At 67.7% G+C, this 24,022-nt stretch carries 23 protein-coding genes; 16 read left to right on the forward strand and 7 right to left on the reverse strand.

All coding sequences use genetic code 11. The features are described 5' to 3' along the window. Positions 1 to 26 precede the first annotated feature (26 nt). From ACTWPB_RS09615 to ACTWPB_RS09630, 4 genes are all read left to right on the forward strand, one after another. Entirely contained in the window at positions 27 to 740 is a 714-nt protein-coding gene (locus ACTWPB_RS09615) for a phosphatidylserine decarboxylase (RefSeq protein ID WP_446225320.1), read from the forward strand. Further along, on the forward strand, positions 737 to 1,606 hold the full coding sequence (locus ACTWPB_RS09620) for a CDP-alcohol phosphatidyltransferase family protein (RefSeq protein ID WP_446225321.1): 870 nt from the start codon (positions 737 to 739) through the stop codon (positions 1,604 to 1,606). The genes ACTWPB_RS09615 and ACTWPB_RS09620 overlap by 4 nt, the downstream gene beginning before the upstream one ends. Positions 1,607 to 1,824: 218 nt before the next feature. Beyond that, a complete protein-coding gene (locus ACTWPB_RS09625) occupies positions 1,825 to 2,700 on the forward strand; it encodes an RNA polymerase sigma-70 factor (RefSeq protein ID WP_446225322.1) in 876 nt (291 codons plus the stop codon). 84 nt (positions 2,701 to 2,784) lie between these two features. Continuing rightward, a complete protein-coding gene (locus ACTWPB_RS09630; RefSeq protein ID WP_446225323.1) occupies positions 2,785 to 3,867 on the forward strand; it encodes an NAD(P)/FAD-dependent oxidoreductase in 1,083 nt (360 codons plus the stop codon). A 108-nt stretch (positions 3,868 to 3,975) separates the two neighbouring features. On the opposite strand, the gene ACTWPB_RS09635 is transcribed toward ACTWPB_RS09630, so the two are convergent. After that, positions 3,976 to 5,223, reverse strand: coding sequence for a hypothetical protein (locus tag ACTWPB_RS09635; protein WP_446225324.1), 1,248 nt, complete (start codon positions 5,221 to 5,223; stop codon positions 3,976 to 3,978). Positions 5,224 to 5,295: 72 nt separating this feature from the next. Between ACTWPB_RS09635 and ACTWPB_RS09640 the strand changes: the two genes are divergently transcribed. From ACTWPB_RS09640 to ACTWPB_RS09650, 3 genes are all read left to right on the forward strand, one after another. Continuing rightward, a complete protein-coding gene (locus tag ACTWPB_RS09640; RefSeq protein WP_446225325.1) occupies positions 5,296 to 6,027 on the forward strand; it encodes a Clp protease N-terminal domain-containing protein in 732 nt (243 codons plus the stop codon). 244 nt (positions 6,028 to 6,271) lie between these two features. Beyond that, positions 6,272 to 7,897: a chaperonin GroEL gene (gene groL / locus ACTWPB_RS09645; RefSeq protein ID WP_446225326.1), complete on the forward strand. Its 1,626-nt coding sequence runs from the start codon at positions 6,272 to 6,274 to the stop codon at positions 7,895 to 7,897. Positions 7,898 to 8,034: 137 nt separating this feature from the next. Beyond that, positions 8,035 to 8,502, forward strand: coding sequence for a hypothetical protein (locus ACTWPB_RS09650; RefSeq protein ID WP_446225327.1), 468 nt, complete (start codon positions 8,035 to 8,037; stop codon positions 8,500 to 8,502). A gap of 382 nt (positions 8,503 to 8,884) precedes the next feature. On the opposite strand, the gene ACTWPB_RS09655 is transcribed toward ACTWPB_RS09650, so the two are convergent. Together ACTWPB_RS09655 and ACTWPB_RS09660 are read right to left on the reverse strand one after the other, a co-directional pair. Next, positions 8,885 to 9,685: a DUF6585 family protein gene (locus tag ACTWPB_RS09655; RefSeq protein WP_446225328.1), complete on the reverse strand. Its 801-nt coding sequence runs from the start codon at positions 9,683 to 9,685 to the stop codon at positions 8,885 to 8,887. Between the two features lie 106 nt (positions 9,686 to 9,791). Continuing rightward, entirely contained in the window at positions 9,792 to 10,478 is a 687-nt protein-coding gene (locus tag ACTWPB_RS09660) for a ZIP family metal transporter (RefSeq protein ID WP_446225329.1), read from the reverse strand. On the opposite strand from ACTWPB_RS09660, the gene ACTWPB_RS09665 reads away from it, so the two are divergent. After that, positions 10,477 to 10,707, forward strand: coding sequence for an alpha/beta fold hydrolase (locus ACTWPB_RS09665; protein ID WP_446225330.1), 231 nt, complete (start codon positions 10,477 to 10,479; stop codon positions 10,705 to 10,707). The two genes, ACTWPB_RS09660 and ACTWPB_RS09665, sit on opposite strands and share 2 nt — an antisense overlap. A 77-nt stretch (positions 10,708 to 10,784) precedes the next feature. Here the strand turns inward: ACTWPB_RS09665 and ACTWPB_RS09670 are convergent, their stop codons facing one another. Further along, positions 10,785 to 11,237 carry an SRPBCC family protein gene (locus ACTWPB_RS09670; RefSeq protein ID WP_446225331.1) on the reverse strand — a complete coding sequence of 151 codons (453 nt, stop codon included), beginning with the start codon at positions 11,235 to 11,237 and terminating at the stop codon, positions 10,785 to 10,787. A 541-nt stretch (positions 11,238 to 11,778) separates the two neighbouring features. Between ACTWPB_RS09670 and ACTWPB_RS09675 the strand changes: the two genes are divergently transcribed. The 3 genes from ACTWPB_RS09675 to ACTWPB_RS09685 all read left to right on the forward strand — a co-directional run bounded on the left by ACTWPB_RS09675 (position 11,779) and on the right by ACTWPB_RS09685 (position 14,721). Next, the gene (locus ACTWPB_RS09675; RefSeq protein WP_446225332.1) at positions 11,779 to 12,411 is read left to right on the forward strand and encodes a TetR/AcrR family transcriptional regulator; all 633 of its coding nucleotides are present in this window, start codon (positions 11,779 to 11,781) and stop codon (positions 12,409 to 12,411) included. After that, the gene (locus ACTWPB_RS09680; RefSeq protein WP_446225333.1) at positions 12,411 to 13,280 is read left to right on the forward strand and encodes an alpha/beta fold hydrolase; all 870 of its coding nucleotides are present in this window, start codon (positions 12,411 to 12,413) and stop codon (positions 13,278 to 13,280) included. Before ACTWPB_RS09675 ends, ACTWPB_RS09680 begins: the two co-directional genes overlap by 1 nt. A gap of 88 nt (positions 13,281 to 13,368) precedes the next feature. Beyond that, positions 13,369 to 14,721 carry an aminotransferase class I/II-fold pyridoxal phosphate-dependent enzyme gene (locus ACTWPB_RS09685; RefSeq protein ID WP_446225334.1) on the forward strand — a complete coding sequence of 451 codons (1,353 nt, stop codon included), beginning with the start codon at positions 13,369 to 13,371 and terminating at the stop codon, positions 14,719 to 14,721. 2 nt (positions 14,722 to 14,723) lie between these two features. On the opposite strand, the gene ACTWPB_RS09690 is transcribed toward ACTWPB_RS09685, so the two are convergent. From ACTWPB_RS09690 to ACTWPB_RS09700, 3 genes are read right to left on the reverse strand one after another with little or no spacing between them, the layout of a single operon-like run. Next, positions 14,724 to 15,674, reverse strand: coding sequence for an LLM class flavin-dependent oxidoreductase (locus ACTWPB_RS09690; RefSeq protein WP_446225335.1), 951 nt, complete (start codon positions 15,672 to 15,674; stop codon positions 14,724 to 14,726). Further along, positions 15,671 to 16,966 (reverse strand): NtaA/DmoA family FMN-dependent monooxygenase, encoded by a 1,296-nt coding sequence (locus ACTWPB_RS09695; protein WP_446225336.1) that lies wholly within the window; start codon positions 16,964 to 16,966, stop codon positions 15,671 to 15,673. The genes ACTWPB_RS09690 and ACTWPB_RS09695 overlap by 4 nt, the downstream gene beginning before the upstream one ends. Before the next feature lie 8 nt (positions 16,967 to 16,974). Further along, positions 16,975 to 17,820 carry a sulfurtransferase gene (locus ACTWPB_RS09700; protein WP_446225337.1) on the reverse strand — a complete coding sequence of 282 codons (846 nt, stop codon included), beginning with the start codon at positions 17,818 to 17,820 and terminating at the stop codon, positions 16,975 to 16,977. A 164-nt stretch (positions 17,821 to 17,984) separates the two neighbouring features. On the opposite strand from ACTWPB_RS09700, the gene ACTWPB_RS09705 reads away from it, so the two are divergent. The 5 genes from ACTWPB_RS09705 to ACTWPB_RS09725 are packed head-to-tail and all read left to right on the forward strand — an operon-like array spanning position 17,985 to position 23,995. Beyond that, the gene (locus tag ACTWPB_RS09705) at positions 17,985 to 18,836 is read left to right on the forward strand and encodes a sulfurtransferase (RefSeq protein WP_446225338.1); all 852 of its coding nucleotides are present in this window, start codon (positions 17,985 to 17,987) and stop codon (positions 18,834 to 18,836) included. Positions 18,837 to 18,839: 3 nt separating this feature from the next. After that, positions 18,840 to 19,850 carry an ABC transporter permease gene (locus ACTWPB_RS09710; RefSeq protein WP_446225339.1) on the forward strand — a complete coding sequence of 337 codons (1,011 nt, stop codon included), beginning with the start codon at positions 18,840 to 18,842 and terminating at the stop codon, positions 19,848 to 19,850. Next, positions 19,847 to 20,704: an ABC transporter permease gene (locus tag ACTWPB_RS09715; RefSeq protein WP_446225340.1), complete on the forward strand. Its 858-nt coding sequence runs from the start codon at positions 19,847 to 19,849 to the stop codon at positions 20,702 to 20,704. Before ACTWPB_RS09710 ends, ACTWPB_RS09715 begins: the two co-directional genes overlap by 4 nt. Then, on the forward strand, positions 20,701 to 22,299 hold the full coding sequence (locus ACTWPB_RS09720) for an ATP-binding cassette domain-containing protein (RefSeq protein WP_446225341.1): 1,599 nt from the start codon (positions 20,701 to 20,703) through the stop codon (positions 22,297 to 22,299). Before ACTWPB_RS09715 ends, ACTWPB_RS09720 begins: the two co-directional genes overlap by 4 nt. After that, positions 22,292 to 23,995 carry an ABC transporter substrate-binding protein gene (locus tag ACTWPB_RS09725; RefSeq protein ID WP_446225342.1) on the forward strand — a complete coding sequence of 568 codons (1,704 nt, stop codon included), beginning with the start codon at positions 22,292 to 22,294 and terminating at the stop codon, positions 23,993 to 23,995. Before ACTWPB_RS09720 ends, ACTWPB_RS09725 begins: the two co-directional genes overlap by 8 nt. The last annotated feature ends 27 nt before the right edge of the window (positions 23,996 to 24,022 follow it).

Raw genomic sequence — 24,022 nt, forward strand, 5'->3', positions numbered from 1 at the left:
TAGTCATCACACGAAAGAGGGAGCCCGTGGCACGCCGCCCCACCCCGTCCGGCACGCCCGATACCACCGCCGTCGGCCATGTCGTCGACCTGGTTCGGGCCGCTGTACCCCCGCTTCATCCCGCCGGACTGCCGTTCGTCGCGGTGCCGTTGGCGGTGGCAGTCGTCGGCGGACGCAATAAATGGGTGCGTCGGGCCGGTCTGACCGCTGCCGCCGCCTGCGCCGCCTTCTTCCGGCACCCGCATCGCGTGCCGCCGAACCGGCCGGGCATCGTGGTCGCGCCCGCCGACGGTGAAGTGGCGCTGGTCGACACCGCGGTGCCGCCCGTCGAGCTCGGACTCGGCGATCAGCCGTTGCCGCGCGTCAGCATCTTCCTGTCGGTGCTCGATGTGCACGTGCAGCGCGTTCCGGTGTCCGGAACCGTGCGCGAGGTGCTTCATCAGCCGGGCAAGTTCCTCTCGGCCGATCTGCCGGAGGCCTCCGATGCCAACGAACGCAACAGCATGGTCATCGACACCGCCGACGGTCAGCAGGTCGTCGTGGTGCAGATCGCCGGTCTGCTGGCCCGGCGCATCGTCTGCGATGCCCGCGGCGGTGACCTGCTCACCATCGGCGACACCTACGGCCTGATCCGGTTCGGGTCCCGCGTCGACACGTACTTCCCGGTCGGCACCGAACTGCTGGTCGCCCCCGGGCAGCGCACGATCGGGGCAGAGACCGTTCTGGCTGTGCTGGGATGATCGAACAGGCTCGTAAGCGTCCTCGTTCGGTACGGCTGCTGCCGAGCGTTGTCACCATCCTCGCGCTGTGTGCGGGCCTGTCGGCGGTGAAGTTCGGGCTCGACGGCGAGCTCGCTATCTCGTTGGCGATGGTCGGCGCGGCCGCCGTGCTCGACACCCTCGACGGCCGGCTCGCGCGCATGCTCGACGCCACCTCCAAGATGGGTGCCGAGCTCGATTCGCTGTCGGACGCGATCTCCTTCGGCGTGGCGCCCGCGCTGGTCATCTACGTCACCCTGCTCGACGGCTACAGCGCGGGCTGGATCGTCGCGCTGCTGTTCGCGGTGAGTCTGGTCTTGCGCCTGGCCCGCTTCAACACCCTGCTCGACGACGATTCCCGCCCGAACTGGGCGCGTGAGTACTTCGTCGGTGTGCCTGCGCCCGCCGGTGCGTTGATCGCGCTGGTGCCGATCGCGTTGAAGGTGCAGTTCGGCGACGGCTGGTGGGACGGTTTCGCGTTCGTCGCCGCCTGGACGGTCTTCGCGGCGCTGCTGTGCGTGAGCACGATCCCGACCCTGGCGATGAAGTCCGTCTCTGTCGCCCCGCAGGCCGCAGCGGGTCTGCTGGTCCTGACCGCGTTGGCTGCCGCGCTGCTGGTGACCTACCCGATCGTGCTGCTGCTGATCTTGGTCGCGCTGTATCTGGCGCACATCCCGTTCGCCTGGCGGTCGGCCCGCTGGGTGGCTGCCCGGCCCGAGACCTGGCAGCACAAGCCCGCTGAGCGGCGCGCGCAACGGCGTGCGCAGCGGCGGATGCCCGCGATTCGCCGACCGGCTATTCGTGGATCGGCGCGGTTGCGTCTGCGTCGTCCGCGCAACGACAACTAGGTTCCGCCGTACGAACCGCGCCGATGTCGTGCCGGCAGCGCCCGCCGTGCCGCCCGCCCTACGCCGGAGTTCTCGGTAGCCGGATCTTGATCAACTCGCCGGTCCGAGCCACCGTCGGCGTCGGGCCGCCGCGCGAGACGGCGCCCACATCGCGGTGATCGTCGGGGAGTGCGGCGGTACCGTTGCGGCACTGAATCAGCGGGGCAAAGGGGCAATAAGTGGAATCCGACGGCGTCGCCCAGTTCATGGAGCATCGTCAGCGGCTGTTCTCGCTGGCATATCGCATGTTCGGTGCGGCGAGCGAGGCCGAGGACGTTGTGCAGGAGGTCTATCTGCGGTGGGCGCTGGCCGACCGCGGCGAGATCGCCAATGCCGAAGCGTGGTTGACCACCGTCACCGTGAATCTGTGTCGTACCCAGCTTGTTTCGGCCCGTGCCCGACGCGAAACCTATGTCGGTCAGTGGCTGCCCGAGCCGGTGCCGACCGGCGCGGGCGCGCTCGGTCCGCTGGGGACCGTCGAGGAACGCGAGTCGGTCTCCCTGGCCGTGCTCACCGCGATGGAACGGCTCAGCCCGATCGAGCGCGCGGTGTTCGTGCTGCGCGAGGCCTTCGGCTACCCGCATGCCGAGATCGCGCAGATGCTCGATCTCACCGAGGCCAACACCCAGCAGGTATTCCATCGGGCCGGTCAGCGGGTGCGCACCGGCAAACAGCGGTATGTGGTGTCGGCCGAGCATGCGCGCACGATGATCGAGAAGTTCCTGCAGGCGGCCTCGACCGGCGATGTGGGCGGTCTGCGCGAATTGCTCGCCGACGATGTGGTGTCGGTCGCCGATGGTGGCGGCCGGGTTGTCGCGGCCAAGATCCCGGTGGTCGGCGGCGATGTGGTCGCGCGCTACCTGTCCAACCTGCGGCGCTTCCTGAGTCCGACGTCGCGGTTCGAGTTCGCCGAGATCAATGGCGACGTGGGTCTGATCCTGCTCCAGGACGAGGTCCCGGCGGGCGTGCTCGTTTTCGACTTCGACGAAGCGGGTTCGATCGCGGCGGTTCGCACGGTCGTGAACCCGGGCAAATTGAGCGCCGTAACGGTGTGAGCCAGATCACGACGACAACCTGTCAGGAACTCGGCTGCTGATCGGTCTGGTGTGTGTCGGCATTTCGGGAGAAGGAGCCACATCATGACCGGTCAGCATCGGATCGTCGTCCTCGGCGCCGGGTACGCGGGACTCACCGCGGCCCGCGCCCTCGCGAAGAAGACTCGCGACACCCAGATCACCGTCGTGGACGGCCGCGCCGAATTCGTGCAACGAGTGCGGTTGCACCAGGCCGCCGCCGGCCAGCCGGTCAAGCGGCTCGACCTGCGGAAGTCGCTGGAACGCAAGGGCATCGAGTTCATCCAGGCGCGGGCCACCGATCTGGACCCGGACCGCAAGATCGTGGCCATCGACGGTGAGTGGACGCTGCACTACGACACCCTCGTCTACGCGCTCGGCAGCCAGGCCGACCGCAACGCCGTGCCCGGTGCCGCCGAGCACGCGAAGTTCGTCGCCACCGCCGAAGACCTGACGGAGCTGTCGGGTCAGATCGTCATCGTCGGATCGGGCCCGACCGGTATCGAACTGGCCACCGAACTCGCTGAGTCGCACCCGGATTCGCGGATCAGCCTGCTCGGAATCGAAGATCCCGGTGCCTGGCTCTCACCACGCGCACACCAGGCGATCCGCGCCGCGCTCACCCGTCTCGGCGTCGAAATCCTTTCCGGCGTCAAGGTTGTCGAGGTGCTGCCCGATGCTGTCCGGCTCACCGACGGGACCCTGGTGCCCGCCGCCACCACCGTCTGGACCACCGGTTTCACCGTCCCCGACCTGGCTCGGCGGGCCGGCCTCGAGGTCGCCGCCGACGGTCGCATCCGCACCGACGACACACTGCGCTCGGTATCGCACCCCGACATCTACGCCGTCGGCGACGCCGCACTGATGACCGGGGTGGACGGCCGCCCGCTGCGAATGGCTTGTGCGACAGCGATTCCCGCCGGGCAGTATGTCGTCGGGGCGATCACCGCGCGGGCGCGCGGTCGTGAACCCGAGCCGATGGAGGGTCGCTATGTCGCCCAGTGCATCAGCCTCGGCCGAAACGACGCGGTGCTGCAGCTCGTCAAGGCCGACGACACCCCGACGAACAGGGTGTTCACCGGTCGAATCGGTGTGCTGCTGAAGGAACTGATCGTGCGCGGCACTGCCTTCACGGTTGGTCTGCGATAGTCCGGTCGGACTGGCGTAATCGTGCAATCGGGCCTCGTGGAATCAGAATACTGACTGGCTGGCCGCGTTTTGCACGATTACGCCGGGTTGGCGGCAGTCCGCTCGGCGTCAGCCCGTGACGGTTTCCGGCGCACTCCACCGGCGTCGAGCACAGCCGGCCAACGTCCATGCCCAGGGTGCGATAGCCATCAGGGTGAGTATGCCCAGCCATGGAAGCCGCCACCACCAGCGCAAATCCGGTTCGAGCGCCGTCGTCGGCTCGGTCAGTGACCGGGCGGTCGACGACCACGCCACGAACGCGTCCCCGATCGGCATCAGGCCGAAGGCATACCGCTTGGAACCGGGCAGGCTGAGCGGTAGTCCGAGCAATTCGCCTTCGGCGCCGATCGCGGCCGCCAAGGCGCGATCGCCGTTCACGCGGGCGGCACCTTGGGCGACCACCGTGGCGGAAAGGCTGACACCGGCGATCAGCGGTCCCGAGTCGACATCGCCACTGCCTTCGACCCCCCTCGGGTATTCACGAACGGCAGGCCCGAAGCCGCCGGGGTAAGCGACGAATTGCTCGCGGTAGCGCGAGTATTGGCTCTTGGCGAAGGCGGGATCGATCTCGGGCAGGAACCGATGGATCGCCGTCTGTGAGGTTGCCCGTGCGCCGGTCATCATCGATCCGTCGGCTGGTGAAACCTGATGCGGTAGTAACCCGGTGGCGGGGTCGAGTCGTGCTTTCGCCTGCACGAGCCATCGATCGATCACCGTCGTGTACTTCGTATCGAACAGTTTGTCGTGCAATCGAAGCGATGCCATGGCTACCGTGGAGTCCACCGGCCAAGCTTGGTGCTGGTATGCCTGGAGAAACGGCGTTTCAGCTGCGGAGAATGCCTGCGCTATTTCGGTGCTGTGCGTGGAAAAGCGTTGTACCTCTGCGGTATCGGTGCTGTCGAGCGACAAGATCGCCCCACGTAACCAGTTGGTCCACCCCGCCCAGAAGACCCCGTACGCGGGTTGCAACCGAGGGCTGAAAACCGCGCGACCCTCGTCGGACTCCAATCGTGCCAGCGCCCACCGTGATTCCCGCAGCGCGTCATCGCGCAGTGCTGAATCGGTGTGCGCGGCCTGCACCCAGGCGAGACCGTAGAGCACGTTCGAAAAGACGTACCCCTCTGGAAACAGTTCTTGCGCAGCCGTATCCGACCCCTCGTCGAGCTGGTCACGCACGAATGCCAACTGCCGCGTGGTCGCCCCTGGCTGCTCGTCGAGCCCCGGCTGCGGCCACAGCAGCCGTCCGGCGCCGACCAGGCACGCCAAGGTCACGACAATCCCCACAACGCGCGGCGCCCAGCGCCGGATTCTCCCCATGGCGCCACTCTGCCAGGAATTGACCGTCAACCAACCGTTGACGATCCTGTATCGTCAACCTACAGTTGACGCATGAGCACTCCGAACTTCCGCCTCGACGACCTCATCGACGGCATCAAGAAGGCCCGCCCCGACAACGTCCTCGACCAGCTCTCCGACGCCGTGGTCGCCGCCAATCACCTCGGTGAGACGGCCGACCACCTGATCGGCCACTTCGTCGACCAGGCTCGCCGTTCCGGCGCCTCCTGGACCGACATCGGCTCCAGCATGGGTGTCAGCAAGCAGGCCGTCCAGAAACGGTTCGTGCCGAAGGGGCCGAGCGACACCGCCGCCATGGACCCGCAGGCAGGCTTCGCCAAGTTCACCGACCGCGCCCGGCAGGTGGTCGTCGGCTCTCAGGAAGCCGCCCGCGCCTCGGGGAGCAGCCGGATCGCGCTTGGACATCTGATCCTCGGCCTGATCGGCCAGTCCGAGGGGCTGGCCGCACGGGAAATCGTCGCCAGGGGTGTCACGCTGGACGCGGTGCGCGATGCGGCGACCGCCGCGCTACCCGCCGCCGACGGTGACGTGCCCGCTCTCATCCCGTTCGACGGTGACACGAAGAAGGTTCTCGAGCTCACCTTTCGCGAGGCGCTGCGCCTCGGCCACAACTACATCGGCACCGAGCACATCCTGCTGGCTCTGCTGGAACAGGAGAACGGCGCGGGCGTGCTCAGCGGTCTGGGCCTTGACAAGGCCGTCGTCGAAGCTGAGCTCGTCGAGCTGCTGAATCAGTTCCTGGCTTCCGTGCAAGACGAGGCCTGAGCGGGTGCGCGCGCCCGGTGCGTTCTGCGTGCCGGGCGCGACCTTGCACTCTCGTCACCCGAGTGCTAAAAATGGCTTTGGCACTCGTGACTGTTGAGTGCCAGGTCGGGGTGGTGAGATCGGGTTCCATCGACACCCTCGGTCGTCCGTCGCGGGCACCGCACCTGGCCAGCGTAACTGTGGGGCGATCCAAACTGTGGTCGTCTCGTGTGTCAGCCATAGACATGTGGAGGATCTCAACGCAATGGCCAAGACAATTGCGTACGACGAAGAGGCCCGTCGCGGTCTCGAGCGGGGTCTGAACGCCCTCGCCGACGCTGTCAAGGTGACGCTGGGCCCGAAGGGTCGCAACGTCGTGCTCGAGAAGAAGTGGGGCGCCCCCACGATCACCAACGATGGTGTTTCCATCGCCAAGGAGATCGACCTCGAGGACCCGTACGAGAAGATCGGCGCCGAGCTGGTCAAGGAAGTCGCCAAGAAGACCGACGACGTCGCCGGCGACGGTACGACCACCGCCACCGTGCTCGCCCAGGCGCTCGTGCGTGAAGGGCTGCGCAACGTCGCGGCCGGCGCGAACCCGCTCGGCCTCAAGCGTGGCATCGAGAAGGCCGTCGAGGCCGTCACCGCTCGCCTGCTCGAGACCGCACGGGAGATCGACACCAAGGAGCAGATCGCTGCTACCGCGGGCATCTCCGCCGGTGACTCGGCCATCGGCGAGCTCATCGCCGAGGCGATGGACAAGGTCGGCAAGGAAGGTGTCATCACCGTCGAGGAGAGCAACACCTTCGGGCTCCAGCTGGAGCTGACCGAGGGTATGCGCTTCGACAAGGGCTACATCTCCGGTTACTTCGTCACCGACCCCGAGCGTCAGGAAGCGGTCCTCGAGGACCCGTACATCCTGCTGGTGTCGTCGAAGATCTCGACCGTCAAGGACCTGCTGCCGCTGCTGGAGAAGGTCATCCAGGCCGGCAAGCCGCTGCTGATCATCGCCGAGGACGTCGAGGGCGAAGCCCTCTCGACCCTGGTCGTGAACAAGATCCGTGGCACCTTCAAGTCCGTCGCCGTCAAGGCGCCTGGCTTCGGTGACCGTCGCAAGGCCCAGCTGGCCGATATCGCCATCCTCACCGGTGGTGAGGTCATCAGCGAAGAGGTCGGCCTCTCCCTGGAGACCGCGGGCATCGAGCTGCTCGGCACCGCGCGCAAGGTCGTCATCACCAAGGACGAGACCACCATCGTCGAGGGTGCGGGCGACGCGGAGGCCATCAAGGGCCGCGTGGCGCAGATCCGCGCCGAGATCGAGGGTTCGGACTCGGACTACGACCGTGAGAAGCTGCAGGAACGTCTGGCCAAGCTGGCCGGCGGCGTTGCGGTGATCAAGGCCGGTGCCGCTACCGAGGTCGAGCTCAAGGAGCGCAAGCACCGCATCGAAGATGCCGTGCGCAACGCCAAGGCCGCCGTCGAAGAGGGCATCGTTGCCGGTGGTGGCGTCGCGCTGCTGCAGGCCGCCCCCGCGCTCGACGGCTTCAGCGGTCTGACCGCTGACGAGGCGACCGGTGTCAACATCGTGCGCGTCGCGCTGTCGGCTCCGCTCAAGCAGATCGCCTTCAACGCGGGCCTCGAGCCCGGCGTCGTGGCCGAGAAGGTCTCCAACCTCCCTGAGGGCGAAGGCCTGAACGCCGACACCGGTGTCTACGAGAACCTGCTGGCCGCCGGCGTTGCCGACCCGGTCAAGGTCACCCGCTCGGCTCTGCAGAACGCGGCCTCCATCGCTGCGCTCTTCCTCACCACCGAGGCAGTAGTCGCCGACAAGCCGGAGAAGTCCGCCCCCGCGGGCGACCCCACCGGCGGCATGGGCGGCATGGACTTCTGATCCGCTGATCAGCTAGTTCCCGCAAGTCACGAAGGCCGGTCCACCACACGGTGGACCGGCCTTCGTCATGAAAAGGGACTGAGGGTTTCGAGCGGCATTCACTGAACTAGTTTCGAACTAAGCGGTACGCTGGTGGCATGGCTACTCGCACCTTCCCGTTCTCGACGCTGATCAACAAGCAGACCAGCGTTTTCCCCGCGCTCGCCGACGCCGATGTCATCCTCGAGCGCCGTGATGCCGAGAATCTGGTGCTGATGCGGTCGGAGCGGTTCGAGGCAATGGTGAAGGGCCTCGGGCTTGCCGCCCGCTCACTCGCGATCATCGCGAAGGCGAACCGGCCGCTCGCGGAAGAAGTCTTCGCCGAAGAGCTCCCGTGGCTGACTTGGCTGCCGGCCGAAGCGCGTCCCGAATGCATCAGCGAGCTCCTCGACCACCTCTTGGCAGGTGCCGAAACCGGCCTGCTACTACCGTTTTCGCGGGCGTTACGGGAGTGGCAGTCGACCGCCGAGATCTATTCCGACCCGGAGCTGGCCCGTCGGCTGCGCGGCCCGTTCAGCACGGAGGATTCGATACCAGTGCTGCGCCCCGGCGGTGGGAATGCCTGAGCTCCGGCGAGGCGACGAGATCCGCCGCCCGACGGGATGGGTCGTCCGAGCTGTCGACCTGCGGGCGGCCAAGGGCTGGGCCCAACTGGTGAGCCAGGCGCAGTCCAACGCCGACCGTGCCTGGCTTGCGATCACGGCAGACCCACGCTGTCGGGATGACCCTTCGCGGCAGCATCCTTTGAAGTACGACTTGAGCCGAGTCAAGGTCGATGGATCCGTGTATGAACAGTGGCAATTCGAGGTGACTGGTGGCGGTCGGATCTGGTACGCCGTCGACGACGAGACGCGAACCCTGTGGATCACTCACGCAGGTACAGGCCATCCGAAGCAGACCGACCGTCGCAAGTAAGGCGACCAACCGGCTTCGAACCAGGTCCGCGAACTAGCCGACCGGGGTGAGGCGCAATCGCTCTGCCAACTCGTTGAAGATGTAGAAGTTGGGGATGGTGCCGACGGGGGCCAGCGACATCCACATGCCGGAGAGTTTGATGCGGATGTGGCCGCTGCGGGCGTCGATGAGCTGGATGTCTTCCCAGGACAGGGCTTCCGCGCGGAAGGTGAGCGCGTCGAGGGAGAGGGCGAGGTCGCCGAAGGGGACGGTTTCGCCGTTGTCGATGGCGGCTACCGCGGCGGGGAGTTGGGTTGCGGTGACGGCGGATTGGATGGCGCGGGCCCATTCGCGGGCGCGGGCGAAACCCTCTTCGTCGATGGTCGCCTCGACACCGCCGGGGCCCGATAGTTCCAGCAGGTAGGTGACCGGGGTGGTGTCGTGGAAGGGGATCGAGTGCTGACGCACTTCGGTGCTGTCCCAACGGAATCCGGCCACGCGCTGACCCGATCGGTAGACGGTGACGCCGTGGTCGAACAGGTCGATGCGGGCGGCGCGGTTCTGCCGGTTGATCACGCCCCGGCGCAGTGCGAGGAGCACCGGCGCGGCAGCGATCACCAGCAGGGTGATACCGCCTTGCCACGCGCCGACAGCGCCGACGATGACGCCGATGGTGGCGATACAGCCCGCCACGATGCCGCAGCCGCGCACGAAGGTGTCGTCGGCGGGGGTGGCGAGAAAGGTGTCACGGTGCGCGCCGAGGTGCTGATACTCCGCCATCAGGTGTATCAGCTGGGTCAACGGCGCCGCGTGCCGAGTATCGGCTACGTCCTCCGGCCTGTTCGGAGTGATCACTCGTCCCTCCATGAGGCGTTTTCATCCGCGGCGAAGCGTATGCGAACCGGCGCGATATTGCCACCGGGATGGTCCGGAAATTCTGGCCGCGACCGGGCGGAATGGTTCAGCCGATGGCGAAAGCGACGAAGAATCCTGCCGCGGTTGCCATCCCGACCCGCCAGCCGCCTTCGAGGTAGGCCTCGGGAATGAGCGAGTCGGCCAGCACCGCGATCGTCGCGCCGCCGGCGAAGGCTTGCACCACGCTGATCGCCGTGGTCGACACCGAACCCGCGAAACCGTTGCCCAGCACGGTTACTGCGACGAGCACCGAGGCCGTCACCGCCCACAGCGCGAAGGTCCGGGCCGTCTCGAACCCGTGCTGCTCGCGCATCAGGACCGCCCCACTGAGCGCCTCGGGTGCATTGCCCGCCGCGATCGCGACCAGCAACACCAATCCGCCTCCGCCGCTGAGGGATACGCCGAGCGCGAGGTTCTCCGGCACGCCGTCGAGCACGGTCCCCAGCAGCAACGCCCAGCCGATCGCGGCAGGTCCCAGCATATTCTCGATGAGGTGGTCGGCGACCACGTACACCCCCGCACCGGCGAACAGCGCGGCACCGGCGATCAGCGGACCGTCGCGACGGAAGGCGGGCGCGAAGAGCTCCTCCGACATCGCCGCGATCATCGTTCCGGCACCGAATGCCATCATCGCCGCGAGCACGGCCTTCGGCAGCGTCCACCGCAGTCCCACCGCGACCCCGATCAGCAGCGGGACGGCGGTGCCGAGGCCGTTCAGCAGGGCGGTGGGCATGGGCCAGAGCCTCTTCGAACCGGCCGTGCGCGAAATGCCGGGAACGCTGGCGCCCGCGCCGATTAGGGTGGCCGACGCGCTGGTCGGTGACTTCCGCGCGACCCTCGCCCGCTTCGCCGCCGCGGGCGCCGACACCCATCTCGTCGAACACGCGGGCCACTCGCCCCAGGTCGAGCAGCCGGACGAGTTCGTCTCCGTCCTCGGCGAATTCATCGCTAGAACCCGCTGACCGCCGACACCACGAACGTCCCCGGTGACGAAGAGAGCCCGCCGGAAGGTTCCGGCGGGCTCACACGGTGATCGAGGTCAGCGCTCGGCGGCGACCTTCACCTTGCTCAGCGTTTCGTGCATCCCCGAGACCAGGTCGGCCTCGAACTTCTCCTCGCCGCCCATGGCGACCTTGATCGTTCCCCGCAGCCAGCCGGGCAAGCCCTTGACGTCGACCGTGCGCGTCTCGACGACGCGGGTGCCGGTGGCGGTCGGCTCGAGCTCGTAGGCCCAGGTCGTGCGGTTCTCGTTCATCCGGAACGCCAGCGCCTTGTTCGGCTCGAAGCGCACGATGCGTGAGGTGGTCGGGTAGATCTTCCAGCCGACCTTGTTGACGTTGACGGTGAACGCGCCGTCGCGGATGCCACCGACCGCGACCATCTTCAACGTTGTCGGGCTGAGCTCGGGCATGCGGCGCAGGTCGGCGAGTACCGACCAGACTTTCTCCGGCGATGCGGCGATGTCGATGCTGGCTTCGAGGGTGTTCGGCAACGTTGCCTCCGGGGTAAACGGGACGGGCTGTCGCGCTCAGCATAAGCACCGTGACCTCACCCGACCTCCGCCCGTGGTCGGATCTTGTCCGTGGATACTTCCCGATACCGCGAAGGCGGGGCTTTCGCGTCGGTACACTCGCGTTTCACATGTCGGTAGCCCGGTTGCCCTTGGCGAGACCGAACTTCTCGGGTCTTGTGCCCTTTGGCAAAAAATTCTAGAAAATTCCTTTAAAACACCTCCGCTTCACATTGCGTCTGGGTATCGTCCGAGACGGCAAATGGCCCGTGACAACGAAGTCACAAAACATCGACTTGGAGTGACACATGCTTTACAACATCACTGATGACAGCAGCAACGGCAACATTCTGACCCTGCTGCTCGGCCTGCTCACCAGCTCGCTCAGCAGCGGTTCGGCACAGGCCTCCGGGAATTGATCCGACTGTAGCCAACTTTCGGCTAACGCGCGGTTGGCCGAAAGGGCAGCCGTTGGGCCTGATCCATGACGAGGGGATCAGGCCCTTCGGTATTGTCAGCGACAATGTCACAGGATGCGAATACGGGACGAATGTATGCCGGGCAACCCGTAGAGGACCGGCAACGCCAGCGGCGTGCGCGTTTTCTGGAGTCAGGCCTGACGGTCTTCGCGCGCGACGGGTATGCCAACAGCTCGGTCGGTGCTATCTGTAAGGACGCGGGGCTATCGTCTCGACAGTTCTACGAGGAGTTCACTGGCCGCGAATCCCTGCTGCTGGAGCTGTACGAGCAGATCGACCGGGATTCACGCGAGGCGGTGGCCACCGCACTCGAGGACAAGTCCGAGGCGACCGTGCTCGAGCAGATCGACGCGGCCGTGCGGGCCTACGTCGAGTCGATCGGCCACGATCCCCGCAAGGCGCGGGTGGCGTTGGTCGAAGTGGTCGGAGCCGGCCCCAAGGTCGAGAAGTTCCGGCTCGAGCTGCGTCGCGTGTGGGGATCGCTGCTGGCCAGTGCCGCCGAGGACGCGGCCATGCACGGCGAAATCCCGCCCGGCGACTACGAACTGCGGGTGCTCGCGATCATCGGCGCGGTGAACTATGTCGTCGACGGCTGGAGCGGCAGTGACCCGCGCCCTCCGCTCGACGGGGTGATCAAGGTGCTGAGCCGGGTGATCCTGGGCGCGGTCGGGGCTTGATGGCGCGGGTCGAGATCGTCCCGATCCAGGTACCCGACGGCAGCACCCTGCCGGTGCGGCTCATTCCGGCCACCGGCGCACACCGGCATCCGGTCACCCCGGACGCACCACGCCCGGTCGTGGTCATCGTGCCCGGCCTGGCCGTGCCCGGCGAGTTCTACGAGTATTTCGGACACCGGCTTGCCGCCCGCGGATTCGACGTGGCCATCGGCGAACTGCGTGGCCAGAGTGAGAACACCCGTCGTCCCGATGCCGAAAGTTCTTACGGCTACCACGAATTGGTCTCGGTGGACTTTCCGGCGATGCTGGCGGCGGTGCGTAACCGGTTCCCGGCCAGCACCCCGTACCTGCTCGGCCACAGCATGGGCGGGCAGCTCGCGGCGATGTACGCGGCTCGGGTGCGCGGCAGGCTCGGCGGCCTGATCCTGGTCGCTTCCGGCACGCCGTATTTCCGCGGGTATCGCGGTGTTTTCGGCCCTGGCGTGCTGGTCGGTACCGCCGCGGTGGCGGTCGCGGCGAACCTGGCCGGTTTCTGGCCGGGGGACCTGCTCGGCAAGCGCGCGTACGGCAGGCAGTCCAAAGTGCTCATGTCGGATTGGGCCCGGCTGGCGCGCACCGGGCGCTTCGTGCCCGTCGGCGCCGATATCGACTACGACGAGCGGATGTCGCGGCTGAAGTTCCCGGTCCTGTCGATCACCGTCGCCGGTGACGACATGGCCCCGCAGACCTCCGCCGACCACCTGCTCGGCAAGCTACCCGGCGCGCAGATCACCCGGTGGTTCCAGCCGGAGGCCCTGGGGCACAACGGCTGGATCACCAATCCGGACTCCACCGTCGACGCGGTGGAGAAGTGGTTGCGCGACCGTTGAGCACATAAGATCAAATATCCCGGAACAAAATCAGGTCACTGAATACATATATTCGTCATACTGGTGACATGCGACGAATGGAGGATCGGTGACCGAGCCGGGTTCGGCGGTGCTGGTGCGCGCGCTGGCGGCGGATGCCGCCCATACGTCCGAGGCGGTACGGGCGGTGACGGCCCAGCTGATCCGCGACGGTTCGCTCGCCGCGGGGATCCGCTTGCCGACCATCCGCGAATTGGCCCAGAGCTGTGGGTTGAGCACCCGCACGGTCGTCACCGCGTGGGGCGAGCTGCGCCGAGAAGGGCTCATCGCCACCAATCGGCGCGGCGGCACGGTGGTCGCGGCGATGACCGAGGCACCCGTTGGCCGTCGGCTCGCCGACCGCGACCTGCTCACCGGCAGCCCCGATTACGTCCTGCAACCCGACCTCGCGCCCGCGATGCTGTCCGGTCTGCACACCGATCAGCTCAACCGTCCCGGTCGCGAGTACATCACCGACCGGCTGCGCGCGGCGGTGATCGACACCTGGCCCTTCGCCGCCGAAACGTTCGTCGCGGCGGGCGGCGGTTCCGAGGGATTGTTCCTCGCCGTCGACGCGGCGGCCCCGGCCGGTTCGCTCGTCGCGGTGGAGGAACCGGTGATGCCGGGCTTCCTCGACACCCTCGCCGAGGTCGGCTACCGGGTGATCGGTATCGCCTCCGACGAACAAGGCGCACTGCCGGATTCGCTGTCCGCGGCGCTGCGGCAGTCACCGTCGGTGGTGGTGCTGCAGCCTGAGGGTGGCTATGCCGCGCACGGAGCGCTGTCGCGGGAACGGGCGAGCGAGCTCGCCCAGGTGCTCGCTGCGGCGGAGTCGGTGCCGTGGCTCGTCGAGGACGACGCGGTCGGCCCGCTGGCCAGGGCGCAGGCGCCGTCGCTGGGAAGCTTCTTCCCCGATCGTTGCGTGCGGGTGCGTAGCTACTGCAAGGCCTACGGGATGGACATCAGGACGTGCGTCATCGGCGGCAGCGGCGAATTGGCCGAACGGGCCATCCTGGCGCGCGTGCACGGTATCGCCGCCAACAGCCGCATCCTGCAGAACGCGTTGGCGCACTTGATCACCGACCCCGGCACCGCCGCGCTGATCGACATCGCCCGCGACCGCTACAGCGCGCGCCGCGCGGGCCTGCTCGCGGCGCTGCGTGCGCGTGGGGCCACGGCGAGCGCGGGAGTGAACAGCCTGGTGGTGTGGGTGGAGGTGGCCGATGAACAGGGTGCGCTGCTCGGCTTGGCCCGGCACGGTGTTGTTGTCGGTTCGGCCGCGAAATCCCACGTCACCCCGCGACGGCCCGGCGCTGTCCGGGTGGCTGTTCCGCAGCTACCCGACGACCCGCACCGCCTCGCCGAACTCGCCGACCTGCTGGTCGACGCGGCCGGGTCGACCCACCGCGAGCTCCTCGGCTGAGGTCAGCTCGGCGCGAGCGCGGCGACCGCGCCCACTCGCGCCAGGCATTCGAGATAGCGCGGATGATGCAGGGCCAGCGGAATGGAATACAGCACGTCGGTCGCGAAGGGGCGGTCCGGGTGCTTGCGCAGCGCCTCGGCGATCCGGTCCGGTGTTCCGAGCAGAATCCGGTTGTCCGCCAGATACTTCCGCTTGTCGGCCGTGTCGTGCAACGGCGGGTAGTAGGCGGGGCTCAACGCGATGTCGGTGTCCAGCATCGCCAGGCAATCGCGTTCGCCCTCGCCCGGTAGCACCGCGACAGTGGTACCGACCCGCGGCGTGCTACGGCACTCGGCGAGGTAGGCATCGACGAGCTCGGTGACGCCTCTGCCTGCCCTCGCCTGTGAATTCCCGTGCGGCAGTAGACCGTCACCCGCGAGGCCCGCCCGGCGAGCGGTCTCGATGTTGCCCGTGGACTGCCAGATCCGGGACCGCAGCGTGCCAGGCGGCGGGTAGAGCTCGATGCCGTCGGCGACGCGTCCGTCCGCGAGGATGCGCGCCAACTCGGCGACCCGCTCGGTGTAGATCGTCTCGCGCTCGCTGTCGGCGACACCGAAGCCCGTGTAGCTGCTCGCCGAATGGCCGAAGCCCAGGCCCTTGCCGAGGCCGAGTTCGAGCCGTCCGCCGCTGAGCGCATCGGTGACGGCGGCGTCCTCGGCAAGGCGAACCGGATTTTCGAACGGGACGCTCACCACGCCGGTCCCGAGCCGGATGCGGTCGGTGTGCTGGGCGGCGGCGGCCACGAACGGGAAGACCGAGGGCAGTGCCGCGTGATGGGCCTGGAAATGGCGGCTCGCGAACCACACCGTGCGATAGCCGAGTTGTTCGGCGCGCACGGTGATCTCGATGGTCCGCCGATAGATCTCGCCGGCCGGTGGCCCGCTGCGCAGCTGGACGAACAGTGCGGGGTTCATAGTCCGTAATGGCCTCTCAGCGTGGTGGTTTCGTACTCGGTGCGGAAGATGCCCTTGCGTTGCAGGAGCGGGACGACGTGATCTACGAAAAGCTCCAGCCCGCCCGGCAATTCGTCGAGCATCAGGTTGAACCCGTCGCAGGCGCCGGTGCTGAACCAGTCGGCGATGAGATCGGCCACCTGCTCGGGTGCGCCGACGACCTTCGCGTGCACGCTGCCTGCGGCGAGCAGCCGTGCGGCGCCGCGCGTGTCGGTGGCGCGGGCCGCCACATTGTCGAGCAGCACCGCGCGTTGCCCGCGTGAGCCGGCGTCGGTGTTCTCGTCGGGGATCTTGTCCCACGGGAACGGGGCGTTCAGGTCGAGGTCGTCGGGGCTGATCCCGAGCCGGTCGGCGAGATTGGTGAGCTGCACATCGTCGGGGATGAGGTCGATGAGGTCTTGTTCGCGTCGCTCGGCCGCGGTTTCGGTGTCGGCGAGCACGATGATCAGGCCGGGCAGCAGTTTCACACTGTCCGGGTCGCGTCCGGCGGCCGCGGCGTGGCGGCGCAGTTCGGTGCGCCGTGCCACGGCGGCGCTGGGGTCGACGTGGGCGGAGTAGACAGCGTCGGCGGTTTCGGCGCCCAGTGCGACGCCGTGGGTCGAGGCGCCCGCTTGGATCAGCAGTGGTCTGCCGTGGGTCAGCGGCGGCGCCTTCAATGGACCGGCGACACGGAAGTACTGCCCGACGTGTTCGATCGGGCGCACGAGCGCGGTGTCGAGATAGTGGCCCGTGCTCTTGTCACCGGTCAGGGCCTCGGCGGGCACCGAATCCCACAGTGCTGTCACTACGTCGAGGAATTCGGCCGCACGGGCGTATCGCTCGGGTTTCGGCAGTGCCTGGTCGAGTGAATAGTTGCGGGCCGCGTTGTCGCCGCCGGTGACGACGAAATTCCATCCGGCGCGCCCGCCCGACACCGCCGACAGCGCCGCGAACGAGCGGGCCAGGGTGTAGGGGTCGTTGTAGGAGGTGGTCGCGGTGACGATCAGTCCGATCCGGCTGGTGTGCGCGGCCAGCACCGAATGCGCGATGAACGGCTCGAGCAGCCGGCTTGGCGCGGTCCAGTCCTTGGCCTGGATATCCGGGGAGTCAGCGAGGAACACCGCGTCGAGCAGGCCCCGTTCGGCGGTGCGGGCCACGTCGAGATAGTGCTCGATGCCGACGAAATACGACGCGGGCTCCGGCGCCCGCCGCCACGGGCTACCGATGGCTCCGCCGGGGATCAGGTTGGCGTTGAGGATGACATGTCTGCCCATGATGGTTCCTAGGAATTCGACAGTGCGGCGGGGCTCGCTGTGCCACCGACGATCGGACGGGTGGGGTCGGCGGCCCACTGCGACAGCGAGCCGGGGTAGAGGGCTATCTCGATGCCGAGCGTGGCCAGGACGAAGACCTGCAGGGCGGCGGCCATCGCGCTGCCGCAGTAGCTCGCGGCGGGGTGGGCGGTGCCGAGTCCGAGGTCGAGGTATCGCGTGCGCAGGGTCTGCTCGTCGCGCAGCAGACCGTGTTCGTCGAAGTCGTCGAAGATCGGCGCGGTGACGGCGCCGGGGATGTGTCCGGTGTATTCGCCTTCGCCGAAATAGTGCGCGCGAGGCCGGGCGTCGAGCAGGACTCCGTGTTCGGGAAGTTCGGCGACGGCCGCGGTGTCGGCCACCGGTAGCGCGCCGGGTCGCGCAGTCGCGGTGCCGGTCGCGGGCGGTGCGGGTTCGGCGGTGACCTCGCCGTTCGCCGCGATCCAGGCTCGCAGGCCACCGTCGAGAATGCGGACAGCGCCCACCCCGGCCCAGCGCAGCACCCACCAGGCCCTGGCCGCCTGCACCGTTCGGGCGTCGTCGTAGACAACGACGGTGCTGTCGGGGTTGATGCCCCAGCGGTGCAACGCCGTGGTGAGGTCGTCGGGTCGGGGCAGCGGACGGGCGCCGGACTCGGGCGTCGCGGTGCCCGCGAGGTCGGTGTCGATGTCGGCGAACCGTGCCCCTGGCAGGTGTTCGCGCTGGTAGCTCGCCCGGCCGGCGGAGCCGGCCCGGACATCGAGAAGCACCAGACGCGGTGGTGGGTCGCTGCGCAGGATGTCGGCTGAGACGAGATGGGCGGCACGGTCGCCGGGCATCGTGTTCCTTTCGCTGAGTTCTCCTGGCCGAGGGTATGTATTCCGCAAGGGGGAACACATAATTGGAGTCCGCGTGACTTTTTGTGTTCCCGTCGAGGTTTGCGCGCCCTATGTTTCTCCCGTCGGGTCATCGGAACCCGGGATCTACGAGCGGGAGAACAGCGGTGGCAGATGCGAGAGGCCGAATCGTCGACGTGCGGTGGCTACAGGCCCGCCTGCGTGACCCGGGCGCCGCTGTCATCGAGGTGACCAACACCCCGGGCTCGGGTCAGGCCACGATCCCTGGTGCGCGCACCGTCTACTGGAAAGACCTGCTCTGGCACCGGTCCCAGCGTGAGTTCCCCACGGCCGAGGAGCTGGCGCGACGGCTGCGCGTTCTCGGCGCGGGCGCGAGCTCCACGGTCGTCTTCGCGGGCGATCCACCGCAGTTCGCCGCGTACGCGCTCTGGGTCGCGGCCGCGGTGGGAGTCGGTGGCGACCTGCGCTACCTCGACGGTGGTGTGCCCGCCTGGCGCGACCCCGCGACCCCCGTCGCCGCCGCCGAAACCGACCAGCCCGCGCTGCCGCTGGTACCGCCTCGCCGTACCGAACTCGTCGTCGGACGTGCGCAGGTGCGGGCCGCGATCGACTCGCCGACCACGATCCTCGATCTGCGCTCGCCGGAAGAATATGCGGGACTGCGGGTTTCGCCCGTGAGCGAAGCGATCGACCACGGCGCCGAGCGGCACGGACACATCCCCGGCGCCATGAGCCTGCCGATCGGCGACCTCGTCGACGAGACCGGACTACTGCGCCCGATCGACGAAATACGTTCCCGGATAGCCGATTTGGACATCGACGAGGTCGACGAGATCATCGCCTACTGCCGATTGTCGCATCGGGCCGCGCTGGGCTGGCTGGTGTTCACCGAACTCCTCGGCGACCACCGCGTGCGCGTCTACGACGGTTCATGGACCGAGTGGGGCAGCCTTGTCGGTGCGCCTGTAGCGGTCGATGCCCTCGCGAGTGGGGGCTGAACGATGGCGACACACGACAAGCACGCGACCATCGAGCCGGTCGCACGCACGACCATCGCGCCACGGTCGAGAGCGCAGCGCCGGTGGACCGTGGTGCGTCGCTTCGCCGGGGTGATCCTGTCCGGCATCGCGATGATGTGGGCCGCGGTGACGGTGGCGTTCCTGGCGGTGTACATCGCGCCGGGTGATCCGGTGACGGCGATCATGGGCGAGTCGAGCGACCAGGCCCTGCGCGCGAGGATCGAGCAGGACTGGCACCTGGATCGGCCGCTGATCGTGCAGTACGGCTTGCATCTGGGACGTCTGCTCCATGGTGATCTCGGCTATTCGTATGTGCGCGGTGAACCCGTCACCGACATCCTGTTCGGTGAGCAATTGGGTACCAGCGCCCAGTTGGCCGGGTTCGCCCTGCTCATCGCGCTGGTCCTGGCCCCGCTGCTCGCCGTGCTCACGGCGGGGCGTCGCGATGTGTTCAGCCGGGCGACGGCGACAGTGGAGGTGATCGTCGCCTCGGCGCCGCCGTTCTGGACCGGCCTCGTACTGATCTGGGTATTCGCCTTCACGCTGAAAGTCCTGCCGGTCACGGCAGGTAACGAGTTCCAGCGCCTGATCCTGCCCGCCGTCACCTTGGCGCTGCCGATCGCCGCGGTGCTCGCCCAGGTGATGCGCGACGGCATCGAAAGGGCGATGGAACAACCGTTCGCGCTCACGGCCCGCGCGCGGGGCATCGGCGCCAACCGGCTGCGGGTGCGACACGGGTTACGGCATTCGCTGATCCCGGCCGCGACCCTGGCCGGTTGGGCGGTGAGCGGATTGCTCACCGGGACCGTGGTGATCGAGGAGGTCTTCGGTCGGGGCGGCATCGGCAGGGAGACGGTCGCGGCCGTCACCCATTCCGATGTCCCGGTGGTCCTCGGCATCGCGCTGCTCACCGCGGCTGTCTATCTCACGGTCACGGTGGCGGTCGACCTCGCCTACCTGTGGATCGATCCACGCCTGCAGGAGTCGGCATGACCGAGACAGTATCTCCACCCCGGCGGTGGATTCCCGCGTCGGTGCCGAAAATGCCCGCTACCGTGTGGCTTTCGGCGGCCGTGCTCGTCCTGGCCGCGCTGGCGGCGCTGGCCCCCTGGCTGCTCGTCTCGGGCGACCCGCTGCACACCGACCTGCTCGCCGCGCACCGAGCGCCCTCGCTCACGCACCCGTTCGGCACCGATCAGCTCGGCCGTGACGTGTTCACCAGGGTGGTGCACGGCGCCCGGTTGTCGCTGTTCATCGGGGTGGCGGCGACGGTGCTCGCCGTCGCCATCGGCGTGGCGCTGGGTCTGCTCGCCGGGATCGGCAATCGTGGTGTCGACGCGCTGGCCTCGCGCACCTTCGACCTGCTCGGCGCCTTCCCCGAGGTCCTGCTCGCCCTGGTGCTGATCACCTTCACCGGAACCGGGACCACCAATCTCATCCTCGCTATCGGCATCGCCGCCGCGCCCCGGTTCGCGCGGGTGCTGCGCGCCGAGACCAAGGCCGTGCGCGGCAGCGAATTCGTCGCGCAGGCGGGTCTGCTCACCAGATCGCGGACGCGAATCGTGTTCGGTCACATCCTGCCCAACGCGCTGCGCTCGCTGCCGGTGGTCATCACCCTCGGTCTCGGCACGAGCATTCTCGGCGCCGCCGCCTTGAGCTTTCTCGGGTTCGGGCCGAAACCGCCGGTGCCGGAATGGGGTTCGATGCTCGCCGAAGCCCACGGTGACCTGCGGATCGCCTGGTGGTCGGTGGTGTTCCCCGGCGCCGCCGTCACGATCGTCGTCTTGGCGACCACGGTCATCGGCCGCTATGCCGGTCGCCGTTTCGAACGAAGGACACAGCCATGACGCTCACCGCACCGGCCGTCACCGACGTCGAGGTGGACACGCTGATCCAGGTGCGCGGTCTGCGCGTCGGATTCGGCGGCCGCGACGTTGTGGCAGGGGTCGATTTCGAGCTGCGCCGGGGCGAGATCCTCGCCATTGTCGGCGAATCGGGTTCGGGCAAGTCGGTGACCACCCGCAGTCTGGTCGGCCTCGCCGGCGACGGCGCCCAGGTGCGCGCCGATCGGCTCGACCTGTTCGGTACCCCGTCCCTGGACCTGACCGAACGCCAGTGGCGCCGAATCCGCGGCCCCCGTATCGGTGTGGTGTTCCAGGACGCACTCGTGGCGCTCGACCCGTTGCGCACCGTCGCCGCCGAGATCGGTGAGTCGCTGCGCGGCGTCGCGCGCGCGGACCGCGCCGACCGGATCGATGAACTCCTGCGCTCCGTCGGCATCGACGACCCACGAAAACGCCAGCGGCAGTATCCCTTCCAGCTGTCGGGCGGCCAACGTCAGCGTGCGCTGATCGCCTCGGCCTTGGCCGCCGATCCGGACGTTCTCATCGCCGACGAACCGACCACCGCCCTCGACCTGACCGTGCAGAAGCAGGTGCTCGAGCTGTTGGTGGAGCAGGTCCGTGGCGGCAGGTCGATGATCCTGGTCAGCCACGATCTCGCGGTGGTCGCCCCGATCGCCGACCGCATCCTGGTGATGAAAGCGGGCCGGATCGTCGAAGCAGGCCCGGCCCGGCAGGTGATCGAGCAGCCCGAACACGAGTACACCCGCGCCCTGATCGCGGCGGTGCCACAGGGCCGCGCCGGTCCCGGACCCGTCACGGACGCAACGATATTCACCGCGACCGGGCTGGCCAAATCGTATCGATCGGTCCCGGTCCTCACCGGCATCTCCTTTGATCTGCGTGCGGGCGAAGTGCTCGGTGTGGTGGGGGAGTCGGGGTCGGGTAAGTCGACCGTCGCCAAGATCGTCACCGGGATGCTCGAGCCCGACAGCGGCGAAATGCGGTTCGGCGAAAAGCGGTTGACCCGTACGACTCGCACACCCGGTGAGCTGGGGCTGGTCGCGCAGGATTCGGTCGGCTCCTTCGATCCGCGCTACCGGGTCGGGGAGATCATCGCCGAGAGCGTGGCACTGCGCGTTCCGCGCGCCCAACGCCGAGCCGAGGTGGCGCGCCTACTCGGCGCGGTGCGCCTGCCCGCACACAGCATCGACCGTCACCCCCGCGAACTGTCCGGTGGCATGCGCCAGCGCGTCAACATCGCCAGAGCGCTGGGCTCGCGCCCACGCCTGATCGTCTGCGACGAGCCGGTATCGGCCCTCGATGTCTCCGTCCAGGCCCAGATCCTCGACCTGATCGCCGAACTCGCCGCCACCGAGGGCGTCGGGATCGTGTTCATCTCCCACGACCTGGCCGTCATCCGGCAGATCTGTCACCGGGTGCTCGTCCTGCATGACGGCGTGATCGTCGAATCCGGCACTGCCGAAGACGTTTTCACCGCACCGACCTCCCCCTATACCCGAACTTTGCTCGAGTCCGTTCCGCGTCTGGCGGTATCGGCCCCCCTCTCGGCTCCCACAGAAAGCGGATCCCGTGCGTAATCGCCTCACCGCACTGTTCACCGTGCTGCTCGTCGGCTTCGCGCTCGCCGCGAGCGGCTGCGCATCGGACCCCGAACCCGGCAGCGGCAACGGTGGCCCGACCACGCCCCCGCAGGCCGGCGGCACCTTCAACATCGCCCTGCCGAGCTATCCGAGCCGCGGTCTCAACCCGCACTACGGTGCGGCGTTCGATGCCTCCCAGGTGTTGCGCAACAGCTTCGACAGCCTGGTCGCCGAGGACCGCGACGAACAGTTCCGTCCCTGGCTGGCCACGGAATGGACGATCTCACCGGACGGCCTGGTCTACGAATTCGCCTTGCGCAAGGACGTGACCTTCCACAACGGGGAGAAATTCGATGCCGCCGCCGTGAAGGCGAATATCGACTCACTACGCGATCCCGAGGGACCGTCGTGGACGGTGCTCGGCCTGCTGCAGTATTCGAGTGTGAGCGCGGTCGACGTGCTCGATCCGTACAAGGTGCGCATTGTCCTGAACACCCCGCGCGCGGACTTCTTGTCCACGCTCGGCGGCTTGAGCGGGGCTATCGTCGCCCCGAGCACGCTCGCCGTCGACAAACAAACCCTGACCAGCGGTACCGGTCTCGTCGGGAGTGGCCCGTTCATTCTGGACAAAGTGGTGCAGGGTCAGGAACTGCGGTACCGCAAGAATCCCGCGTACAACTGGGCTCCCGCCACCGCCGAGCACCAGGGCGGCGCGTACATCGACGAATTGGTCGTGAAATACATTCCCGAGGCCGCGACCAGGGCTGGGCTGCTGCGCAGCGGCGAAGTGAACGCGATCGGCGCCGTGAAGGCCACCGATATCGGCCTGTTCGACGGTGTCGGCGGATTCCAGTATCAGCAGATCGGTTCGGCGGCCTCACCGTGGGTCATCATGCTCAACCTCACCCACGGCGCGACGACCGATGTGCGGGTGCGCCGCGCGATCACCAAGGGCGTCGATATCGCCGCCGTGACGAAAAGCCTCACCAAAGGCACCCAGCAGCGCGCATGGAGTCTCATCTCTCCTGACAGCGCCTACTACGACCCGAAATTCGAGAACACCGGCGCCGCTGATATCGCCGCCGCCAAAACTCTGCTCGCGGAAGCCGGATGGACGGGCACCGATTCCGAGGGCTACCGCACCGACAGCACGGGCCGCCGTTTGACTGTCCGGCTGCTCGCCACCAACCCGACCTATCCCGAAGACGACTTCCTGAAGGCCTGGCAAGCCGAGTTGCGCCAGAACCTCGGCATCCAGGTAGACCTGCAATTCGTGGACAACGCCCAGGTATACGACCTGCTGGCCCGCAACGACTACGAGGCTTTCCCCCGTCAGGTCGGTGGCCTCGACCTGTCACTGCAATTCAACCGTGCCTACGGCTCGACCACCCCTGACCTGAAATACGGGCAGATCAACGGCATCACCATCGGTTCCATTGTCGGCGGCTCCAAACTGGCCGACCCCCAGGTGGACCGGTGGCTCGTCGAAGCGACCCAAGCCACCGATTCCGAACAGCGCAAGCAGTTGTTCAACCGGATCACCGCCTACCTACTCGACAACGCCGTCGCGATTCCGCTCTACACCGACCGCAACAGCGTCGCCGCCGACGCGAGCGTGCACCACGTGACCACGCTGTTCGATCCCCCTCGCAACAGCGTCAACGGCTGGGCATACGACATCGCCGTCCGCTGACCAGACACCTCCCCTCGATTTCATCAT

It is taken from the genome of Nocardia sp. IBHARD005 (genome assembly GCF_052814245.1).

Bases quoted from the DNA above. Each gene is read 5' to 3' on its own strand.
- ACTWPB_RS09620 (WP_446225321.1), top strand. From the start codon at position 737: ATGATCGAACAGGCTCGTAAGCGTCCTCGTTCGGTACGGCTGCTGCCG.
- ACTWPB_RS09630 (WP_446225323.1), top strand. From the start codon at position 2,785: ATGACCGGTCAGCATCGGATCGTCGTCCTCGGCGCCGGGTACGCGGGA.
- ACTWPB_RS09635 (WP_446225324.1), bottom strand. From the start codon at position 5,223: ATGGGGAGAATCCGGCGCTGGGCGCCGCGCGTTGTGGGGATTGTCGTG.
- ACTWPB_RS09640 (WP_446225325.1), top strand. From the start codon at position 5,296: ATGAGCACTCCGAACTTCCGCCTCGACGACCTCATCGACGGCATCAAG.
- groL (WP_446225326.1), top strand. From the start codon at position 6,272: ATGGCCAAGACAATTGCGTACGACGAAGAGGCCCGTCGCGGTCTCGAG.
- ACTWPB_RS09650 (WP_446225327.1), top strand. From the start codon at position 8,035: ATGGCTACTCGCACCTTCCCGTTCTCGACGCTGATCAACAAGCAGACC.
- ACTWPB_RS09665 (WP_446225330.1), top strand. From the start codon at position 10,477: ATGGGCCAGAGCCTCTTCGAACCGGCCGTGCGCGAAATGCCGGGAACG.
- ACTWPB_RS09660 (WP_446225329.1), bottom strand. From the start codon at position 10,478: ATGCCCACCGCCCTGCTGAACGGCCTCGGCACCGCCGTCCCGCTGCTG.
- ACTWPB_RS09675 (WP_446225332.1), top strand. From the start codon at position 11,779: ATGTCACAGGATGCGAATACGGGACGAATGTATGCCGGGCAACCCGTA.
- ACTWPB_RS09680 (WP_446225333.1), top strand. From the start codon at position 12,411: ATGGCGCGGGTCGAGATCGTCCCGATCCAGGTACCCGACGGCAGCACC.
- ACTWPB_RS09690 (WP_446225335.1), bottom strand. From the start codon at position 15,674: ATGAACCCCGCACTGTTCGTCCAGCTGCGCAGCGGGCCACCGGCCGGC.
- ACTWPB_RS09695 (WP_446225336.1), bottom strand. From the start codon at position 16,966: ATGGGCAGACATGTCATCCTCAACGCCAACCTGATCCCCGGCGGAGCC.
- ACTWPB_RS09700 (WP_446225337.1), bottom strand. From the start codon at position 17,820: ATGCCCGGCGACCGTGCCGCCCATCTCGTCTCAGCCGACATCCTGCGC.
- ACTWPB_RS09710 (WP_446225339.1), top strand. From the start codon at position 18,840: ATGGCGACACACGACAAGCACGCGACCATCGAGCCGGTCGCACGCACG.
- ACTWPB_RS09715 (WP_446225340.1), top strand. From the start codon at position 19,847: ATGACCGAGACAGTATCTCCACCCCGGCGGTGGATTCCCGCGTCGGTG.
- ACTWPB_RS09720 (WP_446225341.1), top strand. From the start codon at position 20,701: ATGACGCTCACCGCACCGGCCGTCACCGACGTCGAGGTGGACACGCTG.